This window comes from Erwinia sp. AnSW2-5 (assembly GCF_045107195.1).
Classification (GTDB): Bacteria; Pseudomonadota; Gammaproteobacteria; order Enterobacterales; family Enterobacteriaceae; genus Erwinia.
Window position 1 is genome coordinate 24,918 of record NZ_JBJGXA010000034.1, and the last position, 17,013, is coordinate 41,930.

Sequence of the window (17,013 nt, forward strand, 5' to 3'; positions counted from 1 at the left end):
ATTACCACATGCTCTGAGACCCTGCTCGGCAGCCAGCGCGCTGGTGGGGTCAAGTTATCTACGGGCGACAAATGGGTGCTTGTGACTGCAACAAAAACACCCGCCATGAATACTGCGGCAGTGTGCCGCTATCAGTGCATTAGGAAATAGAGATTGCTCACACTTGTCAAATTCAGTTTCATTTTAATTCAGTTAAAGTGTGATTGGCGTCACATTAAAGTGCCGTATGAAGGGAACTTTTCGCGTAATGCGATTTTGGGCCATTTGTGACAAGGGGAAACGGTTGCCTGTAAGGAATGGCAGAGGTGCGGAGAACATCGGCACATTTTCAGGTCAATGCGGCGTTCTTCTTCTTGCTGTTATTTATAAGAATTACTTATGTTGCAGCGTGCTGGACAGGGGGTTTTCAATCACACTGGCTGCCAATTTTTGCCAGCATATGGCGATCGTTTTTTTCAGCCTGTTGCGCCAGAACGGCAAAATCATCGTAGCTATACATCAACAGTGGTGATGGCAGGTTGGCCATATTGTCACCCCTCCAGATTTCCATCCGCGCAAATTGCGACAGGGGATGATGGTCAAAATGGTCGGGTAAAGTCAGCCACAGTTCAGGCACATTATCTGCGGGGCGTGAAGGTTGGCGCTGGTTGCTGACGCTGTAGTTGCGCAGGCGTACCAGGAATTTGTCTGGCAGGCGGCAGTGACTGTTCCACCACGCACCATCCAGCATATCAAAGTGGAAGCGGGTAGCTTGCGGGCCGACGGCCTGTAACTGTACAAGTGCCTGCGGGAGCATTTGTGCCATCGAATGTTGATACTGCTGCAAGGTTGATGCACCGCCAGAATTAAGTATATCTGTAGCAATGCGCGCACCGAGCAGATTGGAATAGAGATCTTCCGGTGAAAAGGCGGAAACGGTTTCAGGATAGCCGGGCACTGACTGGAAGCCATACCACTGAGCGACCTCATGCCAGGCTGCAAGCTGGAAGGCGAGGTAAGCCGCCAGCCTGACACTCAGGTTGTAACGCGCCAGCGTGTTTTCAGGGGGCGAAAACTGCCGTAGCCGGATAATGCGTTGCCCGAGTTCATTGCTCATCTTTATCGTGGTAGCACGACCCAGCGCAGGCCAAATCTGACTGAACAGCCATAGCGTGTTGTCTGCGGTATCACGCACATGGGCGAGGTCAATAAATCCGCCCCGTCGTGTATAGATAATGCCGTCATGCTCACTGTTCATTCCCATCAGCGTCGTTAAGGTGCTTTTCCAACTGTCGTTATAGTGGTGCTTTCCCGTGTTATCAGGATCGACAACATTACTTAACTGAAAAAAGGGAACAGAAATACCTAAAAACTTAGCCCTGACGTTATAGCCAAAGGCACAACAAGGCCGCAGACCGTCAGGAGGAGAGAGGGGCGGTATCGCTGGCCAGACGCGTTCCGCCAGTGTTGCCGCAAGCTGCAAATCGCCCGGCATCATCGGGGTATTGGGTGAGCTATACGGATGGCAGGCGTTGATGAACAGGCATAGCAATAGCAGTGCATTTTTCATCAGAAGGCTTCACCTATCTGAAAATAGAAACCTGAACTTCTCTGTCCTACGCCGTAATCAAAACGGAGATTCATTCGTTTTTTAATCTCAAAGCGGTAACCGACACCCACTGAAGGGAGCCAGTGTCCATCCAGAACGTCACTCGGACGGGGGGACATACTGCCTGCGCCAGCCCAGGCAACCACACCATGCCGCCAGTTGAGCTTTTTACGCAGTTCAAGTTGTGTCGTGAGCACATTACGATCGCGGTATCGCCCCTCGTAATAGCCGCGCAGGTGATGACTGTCGCCCAGGCTTCCGTCCATCGTCCAGGGAACATTCCCCTGGGCGAAACGGCCGTACAGATCCCATGCCAGCAGAGTGGTTGGGTTGAAGGAGTGGTAAAGGTTGTATTGCATATCCCAGACGGAAAGACGGTTATCCCCGCCCAGTTCAGGGCTGTAATCGGTGTAGCGGACATTCAACAACTGGCCCTTTGAGGGGTTAATGGTGACATCTCGCGTGTCGTAGCTGAACAGCAAACTGACGCCAATGTTCAACTCGCTTAACGGCACCGGAGACTGGAAGAAACTCCCTGTCTCTTTATTCTGTAGTCCGGCTGCCTTTTCATAGGCGAGTGCGCCACCAATCCCTACATAGGTATGTGTCTGTAATCGATAGAGGATCTCTGGGTTGAACGACATAGTGCGTGAGTTGTAAGACTGTTTCCCATGTTTGTTGTGGCCAGCCTCATACCCCTGGCCCCAGTAATCCAGCGGACGATAGCTGATATCTCCGCTCAGAACAAAGCGCCACTGGTCATTACGCAGAAACGTATTGTTTTCGTAACCAAGGCCAAAGGCACCTGTGGAGCTGCCAAATCCGGTTAGTGAGAGCGATGAGAGCGGGGTCTGCTGCTGTTCTTCATCGGGACGATAAAAGCCCACAGCAGCCACCCCGATACCGATGCCCAGTTCAGGTGTGTAAAAAGGGCCTGGCACCACGCCCCAGTCGATGCTTTTGCGCATATCCACATGGTCTGAGCTGAATCTGGCAAGGTAGTCGTCGATTATCGCTCTGCTGGGCAGTAATGTTGCTTCAGACAACGGGGTAATTAAGAGCAACCCCATCAACAGGGAGTGATGAATGTGCATTTTCAGAAACGAAACTCGCCGCCAACCATAATGCTGTTACGTTTCTCGAAGCCCACTTCAGTAATCACATTGAAATTACGTGTTAACTCGTACTGACCGCCAACCAATACGTTCCAGGGGGACTGGAGGTGCTGTTTAACGCGAAAACGCCCCTGGTTGTCTTGGTTGACCATGTTAACCATGTTAACCAGATTAGCCGGCATATGCAGATTACTCAGGTTACCGCTGAAGTCCTGAGAAACATCTTGATACATGCTCCCAACCCATAAACTGGCGTGAGACACGGGAATAGAATATTTCGCTGATCCGGGCACGGTAAAACGATAACCAATGCGCGGTGTAAACGTATAGGCGGTAGTACTGCCATCAAGAATATCAAAACTAGTTCGAGTATAATTGAAATCCAGAGTGCCAAACCAGTTATGGTAACCATAGGCCAGTGTTGTACCTGCACCATAGGTGGTGCCTTTAAATTTTAAGGTGAAGTCAATATTTGACATTTTTCCTATTACTGGAGCATCAACGGAAACATTAGACTTCGAACTCCCTTTGGTATGCCCGACAACGGCGTAAACATTTAAAAAAGGAAATAGCCAGGTATCGAGTCTCGCTGTGTCAGTCAGGGATCTCTCCCGTGTGTGGCCAACATCGATTTTAAAAATATTTTGAGGGATAGGAAAACCGAAGAGTTTAAGTCCGGAAAAATCGATACTATCAACCTCAATGTTCTGGCGCATATTCATATGGTTATAACCAATTCCATAGGGATCAGGCAGTTCATAACCACGCTTACGTATTTCCTCACCAAAAAAAGGCAGCGGTCCTGTCGTTGGGCCAAACAGGTCTGGAGAGGCGGGGGGAGTTGCCTCTTTTACTGTCAGCGAATCTTGATTATCATTATGATAATCAAGAGAAAGTGGCTCATGTTTTGCGTTCGGGATATCTGCCAGGGCTTTTGTCGCCGGGATAGTACAAAAAAAAATGCCAATGAGCACATTCGATTTTGTATGTGGGGAGTTCTTCATCATTACAATCCGTGTATATCAAGAGGTTTAGGGGGCTGGAGCATAACGACAGTATGAGGGGCTTTCATTCCAGAAAATGCGATGTTTGAAGGGACAGCACTTTGTAGCGGCTGAAGTTGAGGGGGATGCTATTGGCTTTTTGTGTTTTTATTACGATGATGAGTATCAGATTTTTAAATCATATTGAGTGAATTTGATGTGGTTAATATTTTATTTAATTATGATGTTTTTTATAGTTGAGTTATTTATGTGTGAATGAAATAAGATAAAGAAAAAATTCATGGATGGTATGTTGCTTCTATATTTCATGGTGGATTCGGTTTCTCACGGTTCCAGGTGAACATCCCAATTGGTTCTTTTTTACAAAAATGTCGGCTGCTTCCCATCCTTTGAAAAAAACATCTGGTTCGTCATGCTATTTACAACATTCAACCGTATCTAATTGTGGTTTTTTAATATGCCCACTGGCTAAAAAGCCCACCAGGGTTAACCTTGTGGGCTTTCAAAACACCAGCGGATTATTGTGGTGTCACCGTTGAGTCATTTAGTTTGCTTTGACAGCAGTCAGTGCCTGGTTACAGGCTTCTTCTCTGCTGCTACAGCATCGTCATGCGTATTACTCTTCGCGATCCTGGGCTGCACGCTGGCGGTCGTAAAACTCGTCTTCAGCAGCAATAATTTCATCCATCAGTGAATCCATATCCACGTCATGGACCTCTTCAACGAACAGGCCGGTTAACGGTGCTTCTGGTGTTAACTTACCGTCTTCATATAGCAACCAGATTTCTTTCGCGTAACGGGTTTTCAAGAGCTTTGGTGCGAACTGGCCGTAGTAAGCGGTGATATTATTCACATCACGTTCAAACATGGATTCAGCATGGTTGTTTGCGGCGGCGTCGACTGCCTGTGGTAAGTCAATAATGACCGGCCCTTGTGCATCAAGCAGCACGTTAAACTCTGATAAATCACCATGCACAAGACCTGCACACAACATGCGCACGATATTGCGGATCATCTCGTGGAAATCAGTAACGGCCATCTCTTCCGTTAAGGTCACATCACTGAGACGCGGAGCAACCGCGCCTTCAGCATCCGTGACCAGCTCCATCAATAACACACCGTCCATGCAAAGATAGGGCTGCGGCACGCGAACCCCGGCATTCGCCAGACGGAAAAGGGCATCGACCTCCGCTGTTTGCCAGGTCTCCTCCTGTTGTTTGCGGCCGAATTTTGAGCCTTTTTGCATGGCGCGGGCATTACGGGTATTACGGACTTTACGCCCTTCCTGGTACTGCACAGCCTGCTTAAAGCTGCGCTGGGTCGCTTCTTTGTAAACTTTGGCGCAACGGATATTTTCACCGCATAAAACAGTGTAAACGTCTGCTTCCTTGCCGCTTTTTAGCCGCTGAAGCACATCGTCTATCAGGCCATCATCAACCAGAGGTTGGAGTCTGTTGGGAATTTTCATACGGCTTTATACCTTATTTCAGCCGATTTTCGTATCAATAACAAAGACGGCGGTACTGGAAAAAATGGCAAAGTCTGAATATACATAACGCCAGCCCTGGCTGCCAGCAGGATGGGGTGATAGTGATACCGGAAATTCAGGCTTCTAAGGGTAAATTGAAGACACAAAAAAGCCCACTCGGCGTTAACCTTGTGGGCTTTCAGGACTTCTGCGGTCGGCTCTGGAACCGCTGGTCCCCCGACAAATTAACTGTCGGTGTCACGAGCGCTCAGCTGATCCAGCGGCCAGGAATCAAATAAGTAGCCATCAAACCAGATATCATCCACATCTGAAAACTTCAGCAGACGTTGCTTGACGTTTTCCAGATGCTGCCACATCGCCAGCTTTGCCGCGCGGGCATCTTTTTTGATCAGCGCCACGAGGATTTTTTTATGATCTTCCAGCCACTCTTTGCGGTAATGAGTATTGTCCAGATGGCGATGCAGCTGATTCCACATCACATTATCTTCACGCCATTGCCAGGATTGTTTAAATAATTCCACCAGCATGCTGTTATGGGTGGCCTCAGCAATGGCCAGATGGAAATTCATATCGCCGTTCTCAGTTTCATCGGCGTCACCAGAAGCCAGCTCTTTCTCTTCCAGCGCCAGTGCCTGGCGCATTTTGGCTATATCTTCACGCGTTGCCTGTCGCGCGGCAAATTCGGCAATATTGCTTTCAAGCAACTGGCGCGCCTGCAACATTTCAAAAGGGCCGGCGTCGTTGCAGTGGTTCTGCACCGGCGCGCTTTCCGGCGTCTGCCGCATGGCGGGATCCTGAAGCAAAAATATCCCCGCGCCGCGCCGTACTTCGATCACTCCTTCAAGTTCCAGCATAATCAACGCTTCACGCACCAGCGTGCGGGTTACATTCAGCGTCCCGGCGATTTCGCGTTCAGGTGGTAAACGATCGCCAGCAGCATAGTGATTTTGCGCAATCATCTTACGTAGCATTGCCCCGACTTCCTGATAGGGGCGCTGTTGGGAAGTATTTGATTTCATAATGCTCTTTTCTGAGAGTTAACCGGTTGACGACCTGTGCCATGACCATCGCCGAATAGCCAGACCAGAGTATACCCCATGCTAAGCAGGGGGTAATCAGCCTTCCCGCCGCCCTACGCCGGGGGCAGTGCAAAGTAGCGTGCGGCGTTATTAAAGCAGATATCCTGCACCATACTGCCCAGCATAGCTCGATCGTCAGGCACGATGCCTTCTTTAACCCACTGGCCCAGCATATTGCACAGAATGCGGCGGAAATATTCGTGGCGGGTGTAAGAAAGGAAGCTGCGTGAGTCGGTCAGCATGCCAACAAACTGGCTTAACAGCCCCATTTGCGACAGCTGTTCCAGTTGCCGCAACATGCCATCTTTCTGGTCATTGAACCACCAGCCGGAACCAAACTGAATTTTACCGGCGATCCCTGCTCCCTGGAAATTACCGGCCATCGTCGCCAGCACCTCATTGTCGCGTGGATTCAGGCAATAGAGGATAGTTTTGGGTAACTGGTCGTTGATATCCATGCTGTCGAGCAGCCGCGCCAGTGGCCAGGCGAGCAGATTATCACCAATCGAGTCAAAGCCGCTGTCAGCGCCGAGCAGGCGGAACATGCGGGTACTGTTATTACGGATGGCACCCATATGCAGCTGCATCACCCAGCCGCGCCGCGCATACTCTCCACCAAGCCATACCAGCACGGCGGTGCTGAACTGTGCAATCTCGTTCTCTTCCAGCGTGTCACCACGGCGACGTTTCGCCAGGATGGCATCCAGCACCTTGTCATCCGGCACCGGCGCATAGCGCACGGTTTCAATACCGTGGTCCGAGGCGCGGCAGCCATGTGCGGCAAAGTGATCAAGGCGGCGGAACAGCGCACGACGCAGATCGTCGAAGCTGCCAATAGCCACATCGGCGGCGGCCTCCAGTTGCGCGAGGTAACCGACAAACCCCTCAAGCTCAATTTTGAACACTTTATCCGGACGCCAGCTTGGCGCGACATCAATATCAATGCTGTTATCGTCAGCGATCTGCCGATGGTATTCCAACGAATCAATCGGGTCATCGGTGGTGCCGACCATGCGCACATTCATCTGCCGCATAATGCCGCGCGCGGAAAACGCGGGCGTTGCCAGTTTTTGCTGGCAGTCATTCCAGATGGCTTCAGCGCTGTCCGGCCCCAGCAGGGTGCCGCTGATAGCAAAAGGACGGCGCAGTTCAAGGTGCGTCCAGTGGTACAGCGGGTTGCCCAGCAAACGGGGTACGGTATTCGCCCAGGCGAGATATTTATCGTAATCGCTGCGGGTTGTCCCGGTGATCAATGATTCATCGACTCCGGCGGCGCGCAGTGCCCGCCATTTGTAGTGATCACCTTCCAGCCAGATTTGAGTCAGGTTATCGAAGCGCCGGTCCAGTGCGATATCGCGCGGGCTGAGGTGGCAATGAAAATCATAAATTGGCATTGCTGCGGCAAAATGGTGGTAAAGATGGCGGGCGGTTTCGCTGTGTAACAGGAAATCGTCATCCATAAAGGCAGTTTTCATGATGTTCTCCGGCTCAGGGGGGCGATGGCCGCTCAGTCGCTGTTACTGGAAAAAAGCGCGATGAATGGCCAGTCCCACACCGCGTACTTCCGCCAGACCTTTCAGACGACCAATCGCCGAATATCCTTGGTTGGTTTTTGTGCAAATCGTCAAGCATCTGATGACCGTGGTCGGGCGCATCGGAATCAAATGTTCTGCGCCATCAGCTTTACGGCGATGCTCTTCTTCGCGCAGCGTCGGGCACAAATGGGCGAAATCGATGCGCGGGCCGAACTGCCTGAGCCAGATCTCATCCGGTCATGGGGTTATATTGGTTGACCAATATCGACGAAATTTGCCATATGGCATAACAATCAGGCCTTATGAGAGTGAAATTCGACTAATTTATGCACGATGTCAACCAAAGCCCTTGTTTTGGTTAACCAGATCACAAATGCAAACTCCTGCTGACGATCATGTCAGCAAACTGTGGTTCACTCATTTTCGCGCATTCAGAGACGACTCGAAAAATCCTTCCCCTGCAAGCAGGAGGAGTCTTAGTCATGATGTCACGATAAAAAAAGTGGAGAATCAGATGAACCGCAGTTTGAATCCGGGGATAAGCGCAGTGGGGAGCAGGCGTACTTTTCGCAATTTGCGCTGGTGGGTACTGATCCTGTTTTTAACCGGTGTGACGGTCAACTATATCACCCGAAATTCGTTGGGTATTCTGGCACCTGAGCTGAAAACCAGCCTGGGGATTACCACCGAACAATACTCATGGATTGTTGGGGCGTTTCAGCTGGCCTATACCTTCTTTCAGCCGTTGTGCGGCTGGCTGATTGACGTTATCGGTCTGAAAGTCGGCTTTCTGATCTGCGCCAGCGTCTGGGCATTAACCTGTCTGTTCCATGCCGGTGCCGGTAGCTGGCTGCATTTAGCCATCCTGCGCTTTGTGATGGGCGGTGCCGAAGCGGCCGCGACGCCAGCGAATGCCAAAGTGCTGGGCGAGTGGTTCCCGCGCAAAGAGCGTCCGATTGCTGCCGGTTGGGCGGGTGTGGGCTTCTCCATTGGTGCGATGTTAGCGCCGCCGATTATCTATTTTGCTCATTCGTGGTTTGGCTGGCAGGGCGCGTTTATCTTCACTGGCGGTCTGGCGCTGGCGTGGGTTGCTTTGTGGGCGCTTTTTTATCACAACCCGCAACAGCACCCGAATCTGGACCCGAAAGAACTGGAGTATATTCAGCAGGATAATGAACCAGCGGCCGTCAAAATGGGGTTCTTTACCTCGCTGAAATCCGTCTCGAAGAACAAACGTTTCTACGGCATTGCCATTCCGGCCTTTATGGCCGAGCCAGCCTGGGGCGTGCTGAGTTTTTGGGTGCCGCTCTATCTTGCCAACGATCTCGGTATGGATCTCAAACAGATTGCGATGTTTGCATGGATGCCGTTCCTTGCGGCCGATTTAGGCAGCGTCGCCAGCGGCTATCTGACCCGGCTGTATGTCCGCGTAACCGGCTGTAGCCAGGTTAACTCGGTGGTCGCCAGTTCGGTCACCGGCGCATTTCTGATGCTGTCGCTGGCGATGGTCGCCTTCACCAAAGATCCCTATGTCGCCATTGCGTTGATCTCGGTGGGTGGTTTTGGTCACCAGATTATCTCCTGCATGCTGAGCGCCCTGGTGGTGGAGAAGTTTGATAAAGGCCAGATGGCAACCGTCAACGGTATGCGTGGCTCTTTCGCCTGGATCTCCAGTTTTATGTTCTCACTGATTATCGGCTTAACTGCCGACAAAATTGGCTTTAATCCACTCTTTATCGCCATGGGATTCTTTGATCTGATTGGTGCGATATTCCTGATTGCATTTATTGCTGAACGACGCGCGAAACGCGCCTGAAGGGGAAGGTCACGATGAAAACCTTAAAACACTGGTCCTTAACCCAGTCTGATAACCATCATGTTGAACTGACGGTGGATGGCAAGCATATCTTTTGCCTGTATATCCTTGAAGAGACGCTGTTTCGCGTGGCGATCAAACGTCACGGCGAGTATAGCCTTGACCGGACCTGGAGCATCGCACCGCAGGACGATGTGCCGTGGGAAGGGCGCCCGCGTGAAAATCTGGCAGGCTTCTCCTTACCCGGTTTTACCCTGACGGAACAGGATGACTCGTTGATTGTCGCCACGGAGCAGTTACGGGTGATTATTCACCAGCCGCTTTGGCTGGAGTGGCAATATCGCCATCAGTCCGGCGAGTGGCGGCTGCTGACCAGCGACCGTCCGACCAGCGCCTATCTGCTGAATGCTCATGGCGATGGTGCCGCCCATTACCAGCGGCGGATGAATGACGATCGCTACTATGGCCTGGGAGAAAAAACCGGTGACCTGCAGCGCAACGGCAAGCGCTATGAAATGCGTAACCTCGATGCGATGGGCTATAACGCCGCGTCCACCGACCCGCTGTATAAACATCTGCCGTTTACCATTACTTATCGCGGCGAGGTGAGTTTCGGACTGTTTTACGACAACCTGAGCAACAGCCTGATCGACCTTGGCAATGAGCTGGATAATTACCACCAGCCCTATCGCCGCTGGCAGGCAGAAAGTGGTGATATCGATTATTACATCTTTACCGGCGCGCGGGTGCTGGATGTCACCAAAGCCTTTGTCCGCCTGACCGGCAAAACCCTGTTTGGGCCAAAATGGAGCCTCGGCTACAGTGGCTCTACCATGCACTACACTGACGCCGACGATGCACAGCATCAGCTGATGAATTTTATTCGTCTCTGCGAGCAGCATGCGATCCCTTGTGATTCGTTCCAGCTCTCTTCCGGCTATACCTCCATCAACAATAAACGCTACGTCTTCAACTGGAACTACGACAAGGTTCCACAGCCAGAAGTGATGAGCGAGGCTTTCCATACTGCCGGGTTCCGTCTGGCGGCCAATATCAAGCCTTGTCTCTTGCAGGATCACCCGCGTTATCAGGAGGTAGCGGAGCAGGGGTTATTTATTCTGGATTCGGAAAGCGATACGCCTGAACGCTCCAGTTTCTGGGATGACGAAGGTTCGCACCTTGATTTTACCCATCCGCAAGCGGTGGCCTGGTGGCAGGAAAATGTCACCACACAGCTGCTTGAGAAGGGGATTGATTCCACCTGGAATGATAATAACGAATATGAAGTCTGGGATGGTGAGGCGCGCTGTCACGGCTTTGGTCAGCCGGTGGCGATTAAACATATTCGCCCGGTGATGCCGCTGTTAATGATGCGTGCATCAATGGAAGCCCAGCAGAAGTTCGCGCCGGAAAAACGCCCGTTTCTGATCTCCCGTTCCGGCTGTGCCGGTATGCAGCGCTATGTGCAAACCTGGAGTGGTGACAACCGGACAAACTGGACCACATTGCGCTACAACATCCGCATGGGCATTGGCATGAGTCTGTCCGGTTTGTACAACGTGGGGCACGATGTCGGCGGCTTCTCCGGTGATAAACCGGATGCGGAACTGTTTGTTCGCTGGGTGCAGAACGGCGTGATGCATCCGCGCTTTACCATTCATTCATGGAATGATGATCACACCGTTAATGAGCCGTGGATGCATCAGGCAGTGATCCCGGCGGTTCGTCAGGCAATTGAACTGCGCTATCGCCTGCTGCCTTATCTGTATACCTTATTATGGCAGGCACATGTCGATGATGAGCCGATGCTGCGGCCAACCTTCCTCGATCATCAGCACGATGCGCAGACCTTTGTCGAATGTGATGATTTTATGCTCGGCCAGGATCTGCTGGTCGCCAGCGTGGTCGAGCCGGGCCAGCGCCAGCGCAGCGTGTGGCTGCCGGATAATCACAGCGGCTGGTATGATTTCGCCACCGGTCAGTGGTATAGCGGTGGACAGTGGATCACGCTGGATGCACCGCTGGAAAAACTGCCGCTGCTGGTGCGTGCGGGGGCAGGGTTGCCGCTTAGCCAGCGCCTGGCCCATGTGGATGCACGCGCCGACGATCAGCGCGAATTGCAGCTGTTCCCGTTGCAGGGCGTTGGCAGCGCGCGCGGGATGCTGTTTGAAGATGACGGCGAATCATGGGGCTATCAGCAGGGCAATGCGCTGTGGCTGCACTGGGAAATGACGTGTGACGCCAACGCTATTCGCCTCACATTTGATCCGCAGGGCAACTATCAGCCAGCATGGCAGCAACTAAAAGTTACTTTACCTGCCGGTGAAAAGCGTCGTCTGTATATTGATGGCGTGGAAGCCGATGCCGCAACGGCATGCTGGCACGCCGCTGGCAGGCTGACGAAATAAGTCTGCGGAGAGCAAAAAGCCCGCCGTATGGCGGGCTTTATATTTCTTCGTCACGCTTTTGTTTCAGGTACGCTGAGAGCCAGGTGAGGAAGTCTACAGGGGAGGGGTGTAAAAACGCCATACTGCCGTTACAAATTTTCTCTAAAGCAGGATTTGCTGAGTCGTTATCAGGATAATGCTTCAGAAAATCATCGATTTCCTCGATGAATTCATTATCAAACTCATTCTGACGGTTGATATACGCATCCACGATTTCTTGATAACTATCTCCCCAGTCGGGACCAAAAAAATACCGAAAAAAGATACTGATCGATTCGTATTTTTTCATCGTATTAATCCAGAATTGGAAACGCAGTTAAAATATAATAGGGTTTTTTATTGTGTTCTTTCTTTAAAAGAACAAATTCAATTTTATTGGTTTCAACCAGCTTACCTGATTGTACGGTAATGACGCCCCCTACCGGGCTACTGTGAGCGTAGCGCAGTTCTAAGTATGCACCGGCACGATCAGCGGAAGTACTTTTGGCCCAGGCCCTGATTCGTCCCCGATTTACTTTGATTGCTTTGCTGAGAGCCTTCTCAGCAGTATTTAAGTTATAGAACGAGCTGGTTGCTCCGGTAAGAGGGTTAAGAGATCCTGATTGCAGTCCCCGTTTGATTTTATCCCTCATCTCCAGCTCAGACTTACCAACGTGTTTTTTAATCGTATGACCACCACCTTTAATTCCTTTAACCGCCTCATGCTTCATCAGATTAACCTGTCCCATTCTGACCGACGCAACACGAGCCGCACCAGCAACAGAGAACGGAAGAATCACGTCTACGGCGATACCAATCTGATCAGCAGTGGATTTATCTGCACCTAGCTCTTTTGCGATACCAGCCGTAGCGCGTGCTGTCATTGACGCGGTTGGTTTGCCAGAATAGACCTGATAGGCAGAAGCGCTAATCCCATCCAGACTGTGTGCACCCACAATAATGCATCCCGCTTTCGTCACTCCGGTAGGCTCCGGCACCAGACAAAGGGCGGTGGCACTGGCAAGCTCCAGCACACTACCGAGAAATCCGATGCTGCCCCAGATACGCTCGGTGAGCACAGATTCATCCGCCATGACGGCTGCCAGTTGGACCGGGGTCAGGGCAATACTAAAACCGTTTTCCATAACGTTTCCTTGTTATCTAATAATCCAGAACGAATGGTAAAGGCGTGGGATTAGCGGGTAAATATTATCCTGAGTATCCACGTCTTTTTCGTAAAAATACTGACGTGATGTACTGCCCGCTTTCAAAAGCCCGGCCATGCTAAAGCAAGCTGCTATAAGTCCGAACAAATGAAGGAGCGCTATCATCAGTGCGCTAACCTCGGCTGCTTATGCTCGTTTAATATGTATGAAAACATCACCAGGGATCATTAACCGCAGTCGGTGGCTCCAGAACCGCAGAGTAAAATGCAAACAATCGGGCGCTATGGTTCAGCCTTTCGATCACCTTAATTCCTGATGCCGCAGCCACCAGAGCGGCGTTTTTATTCCCGCTGTTTCTCCTTTAAGTCCTTTTTTCGGGTCAGCCCACTTTGTGAAGAGTCGTGCATGCATAAGGTGCATGGATTTGCATGCGGTTTACTGGGGGGGAATATCTTAAGGTATAGCCATAATCATCGGATTCAGGTGGGGGGAGTATGGGTTGTTACAGACACAAAAAAGCCCACTCGGCGTTAACCTTGTTGGCTTTCAGGACTTCTACGCGGTCGGCTCTGTAACCGCCGCGAAAAAATTTGGGCTGGCGGAGTCTGAATGGATTGCGCAAATTCATGTAAAATTAGGTTTTTATCCAATTCAAATTTGTCCCGTGTACCTAAATGTGGCTTTGTTGAATAAATCGAACTTTTGGCCGTGGTCAGGATCAGATCACCACACTCCAGATCCTGCAGCGATATCACGTGGCAAAACAAACGTTCATCTTCGATTACATTGAAGTGTTCTATAACCGTACCCGACGCCACAGTTATCTCGGCGGCGTCAGTCAGGAGGCCTTCGAAAAGGCCTCTCGGTATTGAAGAAAACCACGCTGACGCTGAGTTCAGGAAAGTGACCCGATAGCAGTGGCCCACATGGATGTGGACTTTTTTTATTAAATTATAAGGTTTCAGTTATTGCTTCAGATAAACCGAAAGCCATGTAACGAACTCGAGCGGTGATGGTCGTAAAAAAGACATATCACCGATATCTCCATTGGTTAGCTTATTGAGGCACTTAGTTGCCGCGTCATTATCTGAGAAATCACGTGCGAACTCAGCAGCATCTGCCTGAAGGTCTGATTTTAATCCTGTGACCATGTCTATTGCAGTATCGACAATCTCAGAGTAGCTTTCACCATAAGCATCGGCATCATTACCAAGAAAGGTCGTCAAAAATACGTTTAAAGTTTGATATTTTTCCATTAGATGATCACTTGATTGGATAAGCTGTAAGAATATAGTATGGTTTTTTATTATATTCTTCTTTTAATAAGATCACTCTTAGTTTTTTAGTTTCCGAAAATTCTTTATTTGCAGCACTAACAACAATACCAACATTACTTTTTGATACGTGTTCTATTCTCAGGAAGTTGTTTTTTCCGCCTGTTGAGGTGTTTTTTGCCCAGAGGCGAATTACACTTCTGTTGGCTTTAATCGTCTGGCTCACGGCTCTTTCTGCAATTTCGATTGAAGGAAAAGAACTGGCAAAACTTCTAGCATCCAGTGTCCCGGACTTTAGTCCATGATCTATTTTTGAAGAAAGGTCTTCAAAGGATTTTCCTGTATGTTTTTTCAGGGTATGCCCACCAACTTTAGTGCCCTTAACTGCTTCATGACTCATCAGATTAACTTGCCCCATTCTGACCGATGCCACACGAGCCGCTCCGGCAACAGAGAACGGGAGGACCACATCCACGGCGATACTAATCTGGTCAGCAGTGGACTTATCTGCACCCAGCTCTTTTGCGATACCAGCCGTAGCGCGTGCTGTCATTGAGGCCGTTGGCTTGCCGGAATACACCTGATAGGCAGACGAGCTGATCCCGTCCAGACTGTGTGCCCCCACAATGATGCATCCCGCTTTCGTCACGCCGGTAGGTTCCGGGACCAGACAAAGGGCGGTGGCACCTGCAAGTTCGAGCACGCTACCGAGAAATCCTATGCCTCCCCAAATACGCTCAGTGAGCACTGATTCATCTGCCATGACGGCTGCCAGTTGGACCGGGGTCAGGGCAATACTAAAACCGTTTTCCATAACATTTCCTTGTTATCTAATAATCCAGAACGAATGGTAAAGGCGTGGGATTAGCGGGTAAATATTATCCGGTGTATCCGTGTCTTTTTCGTAAAAACACTGAAGTGATGTACTGCCCGCTTTTAAAAGCCCAGCCCATGCCAAAGCAAGCTGCTATAAGTCCGAACAGGTGAAGGTGCGCTACCACCAGTGCGCTAACCTCGGCTGCTTATGCTCGTTTAATATGTATGAAAACATCACCAGGGATCATTAACCGCAGCCGGTGGCTCCAGAACCGCAGAGTAAGGTGCAAACAATCGGGCGCTATGGTGGGATACTTAAAATGCGACCTGCTGCTGTTCTGTGGCCTGTTCGAATTGCGTCTGTGGGTCAATGGCATTAGCGAGTAAAGAGAAGTAATCAGCGCGCAGGTATCTAGCATCTCCCAGCGACAGGGCAGGCACCCACGCCAATTATGGTGCGTTGCTTTGTTGCAGGTCGCTGATAGCGAAATCGCCACAGTTTTTTCCCGGTCGTTTTCACCACCATGAGAATGCCGTTACCATCGTGCAATGCCAGATCTTTATCAATGGCTTTGGAGCGAAGAATTTCAGTGTTTGGTAAGGGGGCGTGTTGTCCGTGTCATCAGACCATCCTGTGTGAATTGGTATAGGTTTTTGGGGAATATCTTAAGGTATATCAATAATCATCGGGTTCAGGTGGGAGAAGTATGGATTGTTACAGGCACAAAAAAGCCCACTTGGCGTTAACCTTGTGGGCTTTCAGGACTTCTACGCGGTCGGCTCTGGAACCGCCGCGAAAAGATTTGGTGGAGCTGGCGGGAGTTGAACCCGCGTCCAGAATTACTACACCGTCGGCACTACATGCTTAGTCCATCTTTACATTCGCCGGTCAGCTGCGAACGGACACGCCACTGACAAACTAGCCTGATTAGATTTTAGCGCTTCAACCCCAGGCAAGGTATTCACGCGAGTTCTTTTAGGTTTGACCTCTCTTGATCCCCGTCTTAAGAACGGAAGCTAGGGAGAGAGGGCTCTAAGCAGGTTATTAAGCTGCTAGTGCGTAGTTTTCGTCGTTTGCAACTATTTTTTTGCGGCTTTTTACGAGGCAAACCGCCCCTCGGCATGCTCCTAGGGCTTTGCAAATCCTGTCGAATCCAGAATCAGCCCCAAGTACTGTTTCGCAGTATATCAGAAAAACCTGTCGCTGTACCAGTAGGTTAGCGATTAGCGTGCTTCATGATACGTGCTTTGTCTTGTTTCCACTCACGATCTTTAATGTCATCGCGCTTGTCGTGCTCTTTCTTACCTTTCGCCACGCCGATCTTCAGTTTGGCCCAGGCATTCTTCCAGTACATCGACAGTGCAACGATAGTAAAACCATCACGATTGGCTTTACCAATCAGACTATCCAGCTCGCGTTTTTTCAGCAGCAGCTTACGGCTGCGCGTGGGATCGCAAACATAATGCGATGAGGCGACGCTCAGAGGCTGGAAAGTAGACCCGAACAGGTAGGCTTCGCCATCGCGTAGCATGATGTAGCTATCACTGATGTTGGCCTTACCGGCGCGGAGAGATTTGACTTCCCATCCCTGGAGCGAAAGCCCGGCTTCGAACTCTTCTTCAATGAAGTATTCGTGGCGGGCACGCTTGTTCATGGCAATGGTCGCGGAACCGGGTTTATGTGCTTTTTTCTTTGTCATAGTGC

15 protein-coding genes, 1 other RNA gene and 4 pseudogenes are annotated in these 17,013 nt (G+C 50.5%); 6 read left to right on the plus strand and 14 right to left on the minus strand.

Features of this window, described 5'->3' with window-relative positions:
- Nucleotides 1-406 precede the first annotated feature (406 nt).
- The 7 genes and pseudogenes from ACFL9S_RS19940 to ACFL9S_RS19970 all read right to left on the minus strand — a co-directional run.
- Nucleotides 407-1,549, minus strand: coding sequence for a DUF4056 domain-containing protein (locus ACFL9S_RS19940; RefSeq protein WP_405263587.1), 1,143 nt, complete (start codon nucleotides 1,547-1,549; stop codon nucleotides 407-409).
- On the minus strand, nucleotides 1,549-2,556 hold the full coding sequence (locus ACFL9S_RS19945; RefSeq protein ID WP_405263588.1) for a BamA/TamA family outer membrane protein: 1,008 nt from the start codon (nucleotides 2,554-2,556) through the stop codon (nucleotides 1,549-1,551). The genes ACFL9S_RS19940 and ACFL9S_RS19945 overlap by 1 nt, the downstream gene beginning before the upstream one ends.
- Nucleotides 2,557-2,684: 128 nt before the next feature.
- Nucleotides 2,685-3,710, minus strand: a complete 1,026-nt coding sequence (locus ACFL9S_RS19950) for a hypothetical protein (RefSeq protein WP_405263589.1) — start codon at nucleotides 3,708-3,710, stop codon at nucleotides 2,685-2,687.
- Between the two features lie 613 nt (nucleotides 3,711-4,323).
- Nucleotides 4,324-5,175, minus strand: coding sequence for a PA4780 family RIO1-like protein kinase (locus ACFL9S_RS19955; protein WP_405263590.1), 852 nt, complete (start codon nucleotides 5,173-5,175; stop codon nucleotides 4,324-4,326).
- A gap of 245 nt (nucleotides 5,176-5,420) precedes the next feature.
- Nucleotides 5,421-6,215, minus strand: a complete 795-nt coding sequence (gene uxuR, locus ACFL9S_RS19960) for a Uxu operon transcriptional regulator (protein ID WP_405263591.1) — start codon at nucleotides 6,213-6,215, stop codon at nucleotides 5,421-5,423.
- A gap of 113 nt (nucleotides 6,216-6,328) precedes the next feature.
- A complete protein-coding gene (gene uxaC, locus ACFL9S_RS19965) occupies nucleotides 6,329-7,750 on the minus strand; it encodes a glucuronate isomerase (protein ID WP_405263592.1) in 1,422 nt (473 codons plus the stop codon).
- 42 nt (nucleotides 7,751-7,792) lie between these two features.
- A pseudogene (locus ACFL9S_RS19970) lies at nucleotides 7,793-8,032 on the minus strand (mannonate dehydratase); the annotation flags it as partial.
- A 292-nt stretch (nucleotides 8,033-8,324) separates the two neighbouring features.
- On the opposite strand from ACFL9S_RS19970, the gene ACFL9S_RS19975 reads away from it, so the two are divergent.
- Both ACFL9S_RS19975 and ACFL9S_RS19980 read left to right on the plus strand, forming a co-directional pair.
- Nucleotides 8,325-9,626 carry an MFS transporter gene (locus tag ACFL9S_RS19975; protein WP_405263593.1) on the plus strand — a complete coding sequence of 434 codons (1,302 nt, stop codon included), beginning with the start codon at nucleotides 8,325-8,327 and terminating at the stop codon, nucleotides 9,624-9,626.
- 14 nt (nucleotides 9,627-9,640) lie between these two features.
- Nucleotides 9,641-12,034 (plus strand): TIM-barrel domain-containing protein, encoded by a 2,394-nt coding sequence (locus tag ACFL9S_RS19980; RefSeq protein ID WP_405263595.1) that lies wholly within the window; start codon nucleotides 9,641-9,643, stop codon nucleotides 12,032-12,034.
- 37 nt (nucleotides 12,035-12,071) lie between these two features.
- On the opposite strand, the gene ACFL9S_RS19985 is transcribed toward ACFL9S_RS19980, so the two are convergent.
- On the minus strand, nucleotides 12,072-12,362 hold the full coding sequence (locus tag ACFL9S_RS19985; protein ID WP_405263596.1) for a contact-dependent growth inhibition system immunity protein: 291 nt from the start codon (nucleotides 12,360-12,362) through the stop codon (nucleotides 12,072-12,074).
- Between the two features lie 4 nt (nucleotides 12,363-12,366).
- Nucleotides 12,367-13,197 (minus strand): RNase A-like domain-containing protein, encoded by an 831-nt coding sequence (locus tag ACFL9S_RS19990; protein WP_405263597.1) that lies wholly within the window; start codon nucleotides 13,195-13,197, stop codon nucleotides 12,367-12,369.
- Nucleotides 13,198-13,335: 138 nt separating this feature from the next.
- Here ACFL9S_RS19990 and ACFL9S_RS19995 point away from each other — a divergent pair.
- From ACFL9S_RS19995 to ACFL9S_RS20005, 3 genes and pseudogenes are all read left to right on the plus strand, one after another.
- Nucleotides 13,336-13,449: pseudogene (locus tag ACFL9S_RS19995) on the plus strand (ogr/Delta-like zinc finger family protein); the annotation flags it as partial.
- 268 nt (nucleotides 13,450-13,717) lie between these two features.
- A complete protein-coding gene (locus ACFL9S_RS20000; RefSeq protein WP_405263662.1) occupies nucleotides 13,718-14,008 on the plus strand; it encodes a hypothetical protein in 291 nt (96 codons plus the stop codon).
- Nucleotides 13,992-14,090: pseudogene (locus ACFL9S_RS20005) on the plus strand (IS3 family transposase); the annotation flags it as partial. The gene ACFL9S_RS20000 and the pseudogene ACFL9S_RS20005, both read left to right, overlap by 17 nt.
- 93 nt (nucleotides 14,091-14,183) lie before the next feature.
- Here ACFL9S_RS20005 and ACFL9S_RS20010 read toward each other — a convergent pair.
- Both ACFL9S_RS20010 and ACFL9S_RS20015 read right to left on the minus strand, forming a co-directional pair.
- Nucleotides 14,184-14,474: a hypothetical protein gene (locus ACFL9S_RS20010; RefSeq protein ID WP_405263598.1), complete on the minus strand. Its 291-nt coding sequence runs from the start codon at nucleotides 14,472-14,474 to the stop codon at nucleotides 14,184-14,186.
- A gap of 7 nt (nucleotides 14,475-14,481) precedes the next feature.
- On the minus strand, nucleotides 14,482-15,306 hold the full coding sequence (locus ACFL9S_RS20015; protein WP_405263599.1) for an RNase A-like domain-containing protein: 825 nt from the start codon (nucleotides 15,304-15,306) through the stop codon (nucleotides 14,482-14,484).
- A 112-nt stretch (nucleotides 15,307-15,418) separates the two neighbouring features.
- Between ACFL9S_RS20015 and ACFL9S_RS20020 the strand changes: the two genes are divergently transcribed.
- Entirely contained in the window at nucleotides 15,419-15,559 is a 141-nt protein-coding gene (locus tag ACFL9S_RS20020; protein WP_405263660.1) for an ogr/Delta-like zinc finger family protein, read from the plus strand.
- Nucleotides 15,560-15,629: 70 nt separating this feature from the next.
- Here the strand turns inward: ACFL9S_RS20020 and ACFL9S_RS20025 are convergent.
- The 3 genes and pseudogenes from ACFL9S_RS20025 to smpB all read right to left on the minus strand — a co-directional run.
- Nucleotides 15,630-15,931, minus strand: a pseudogene (locus ACFL9S_RS20025) (integrase arm-type DNA-binding domain-containing protein); the annotation flags it as partial.
- A 181-nt stretch (nucleotides 15,932-16,112) separates the two neighbouring features.
- Nucleotides 16,113-16,476, minus strand: a transfer-messenger RNA (tmRNA) gene (ssrA, locus tag ACFL9S_RS20030).
- A 49-nt stretch (nucleotides 16,477-16,525) separates the two neighbouring features.
- Nucleotides 16,526-17,008, minus strand: a complete 483-nt coding sequence (smpB, locus tag ACFL9S_RS20035) for an SsrA-binding protein SmpB (protein ID WP_133845816.1) — start codon at nucleotides 17,006-17,008, stop codon at nucleotides 16,526-16,528.
- Nucleotides 17,009-17,013: the final 5 nt, after the last annotated feature.

Excerpts from the sequence above, each read along its gene's own strand:
- ACFL9S_RS19950 (WP_405263589.1), bottom strand. The coding sequence starts at position 3,710 with ATGATGAAGAACTCCCCACATACAAAATCGAATGTGCTCATTGGCATT.
- ACFL9S_RS19945 (WP_405263588.1), bottom strand. The coding sequence starts at position 2,556 with ATGCGCAAAAGCATCGACTGGGGCGTGGTGCCAGGCCCTTTTTACACA.
- ACFL9S_RS19940 (WP_405263587.1), bottom strand. The coding sequence starts at position 1,549 with ATGAAAAATGCACTGCTATTGCTATGCCTGTTCATCAACGCCTGCCAT.
- uxaC (WP_405263592.1), bottom strand. The coding sequence starts at position 7,750 with ATGAAAACTGCCTTTATGGATGACGATTTCCTGTTACACAGCGAAACC.
- ACFL9S_RS19955 (WP_405263590.1), bottom strand. The coding sequence starts at position 5,175 with ATGAAAATTCCCAACAGACTCCAACCTCTGGTTGATGATGGCCTGATA.
- ACFL9S_RS20010 (WP_405263598.1), bottom strand. The coding sequence starts at position 14,474 with ATGGAAAAATATCAAACTTTAAACGTATTTTTGACGACCTTTCTTGGT.
- ACFL9S_RS19975 (WP_405263593.1), top strand. The coding sequence starts at position 8,325 with ATGAACCGCAGTTTGAATCCGGGGATAAGCGCAGTGGGGAGCAGGCGT.
- ACFL9S_RS19980 (WP_405263595.1), top strand. The coding sequence starts at position 9,641 with ATGAAAACCTTAAAACACTGGTCCTTAACCCAGTCTGATAACCATCAT.
- ACFL9S_RS20015 (WP_405263599.1), bottom strand. The coding sequence starts at position 15,306 with ATGGAAAACGGTTTTAGTATTGCCCTGACCCCGGTCCAACTGGCAGCC.
- ACFL9S_RS19985 (WP_405263596.1), bottom strand. The coding sequence starts at position 12,362 with ATGAAAAAATACGAATCGATCAGTATCTTTTTTCGGTATTTTTTTGGT.
- uxuR (WP_405263591.1), bottom strand. The coding sequence starts at position 6,215 with ATGAAATCAAATACTTCCCAACAGCGCCCCTATCAGGAAGTCGGGGCA.
- smpB (WP_133845816.1), bottom strand. The coding sequence starts at position 17,008 with ATGACAAAGAAAAAAGCACATAAACCCGGTTCCGCGACCATTGCCATG.
- ACFL9S_RS19990 (WP_405263597.1), bottom strand. The coding sequence starts at position 13,197 with ATGGAAAACGGTTTTAGTATTGCCCTGACCCCGGTCCAACTGGCAGCC.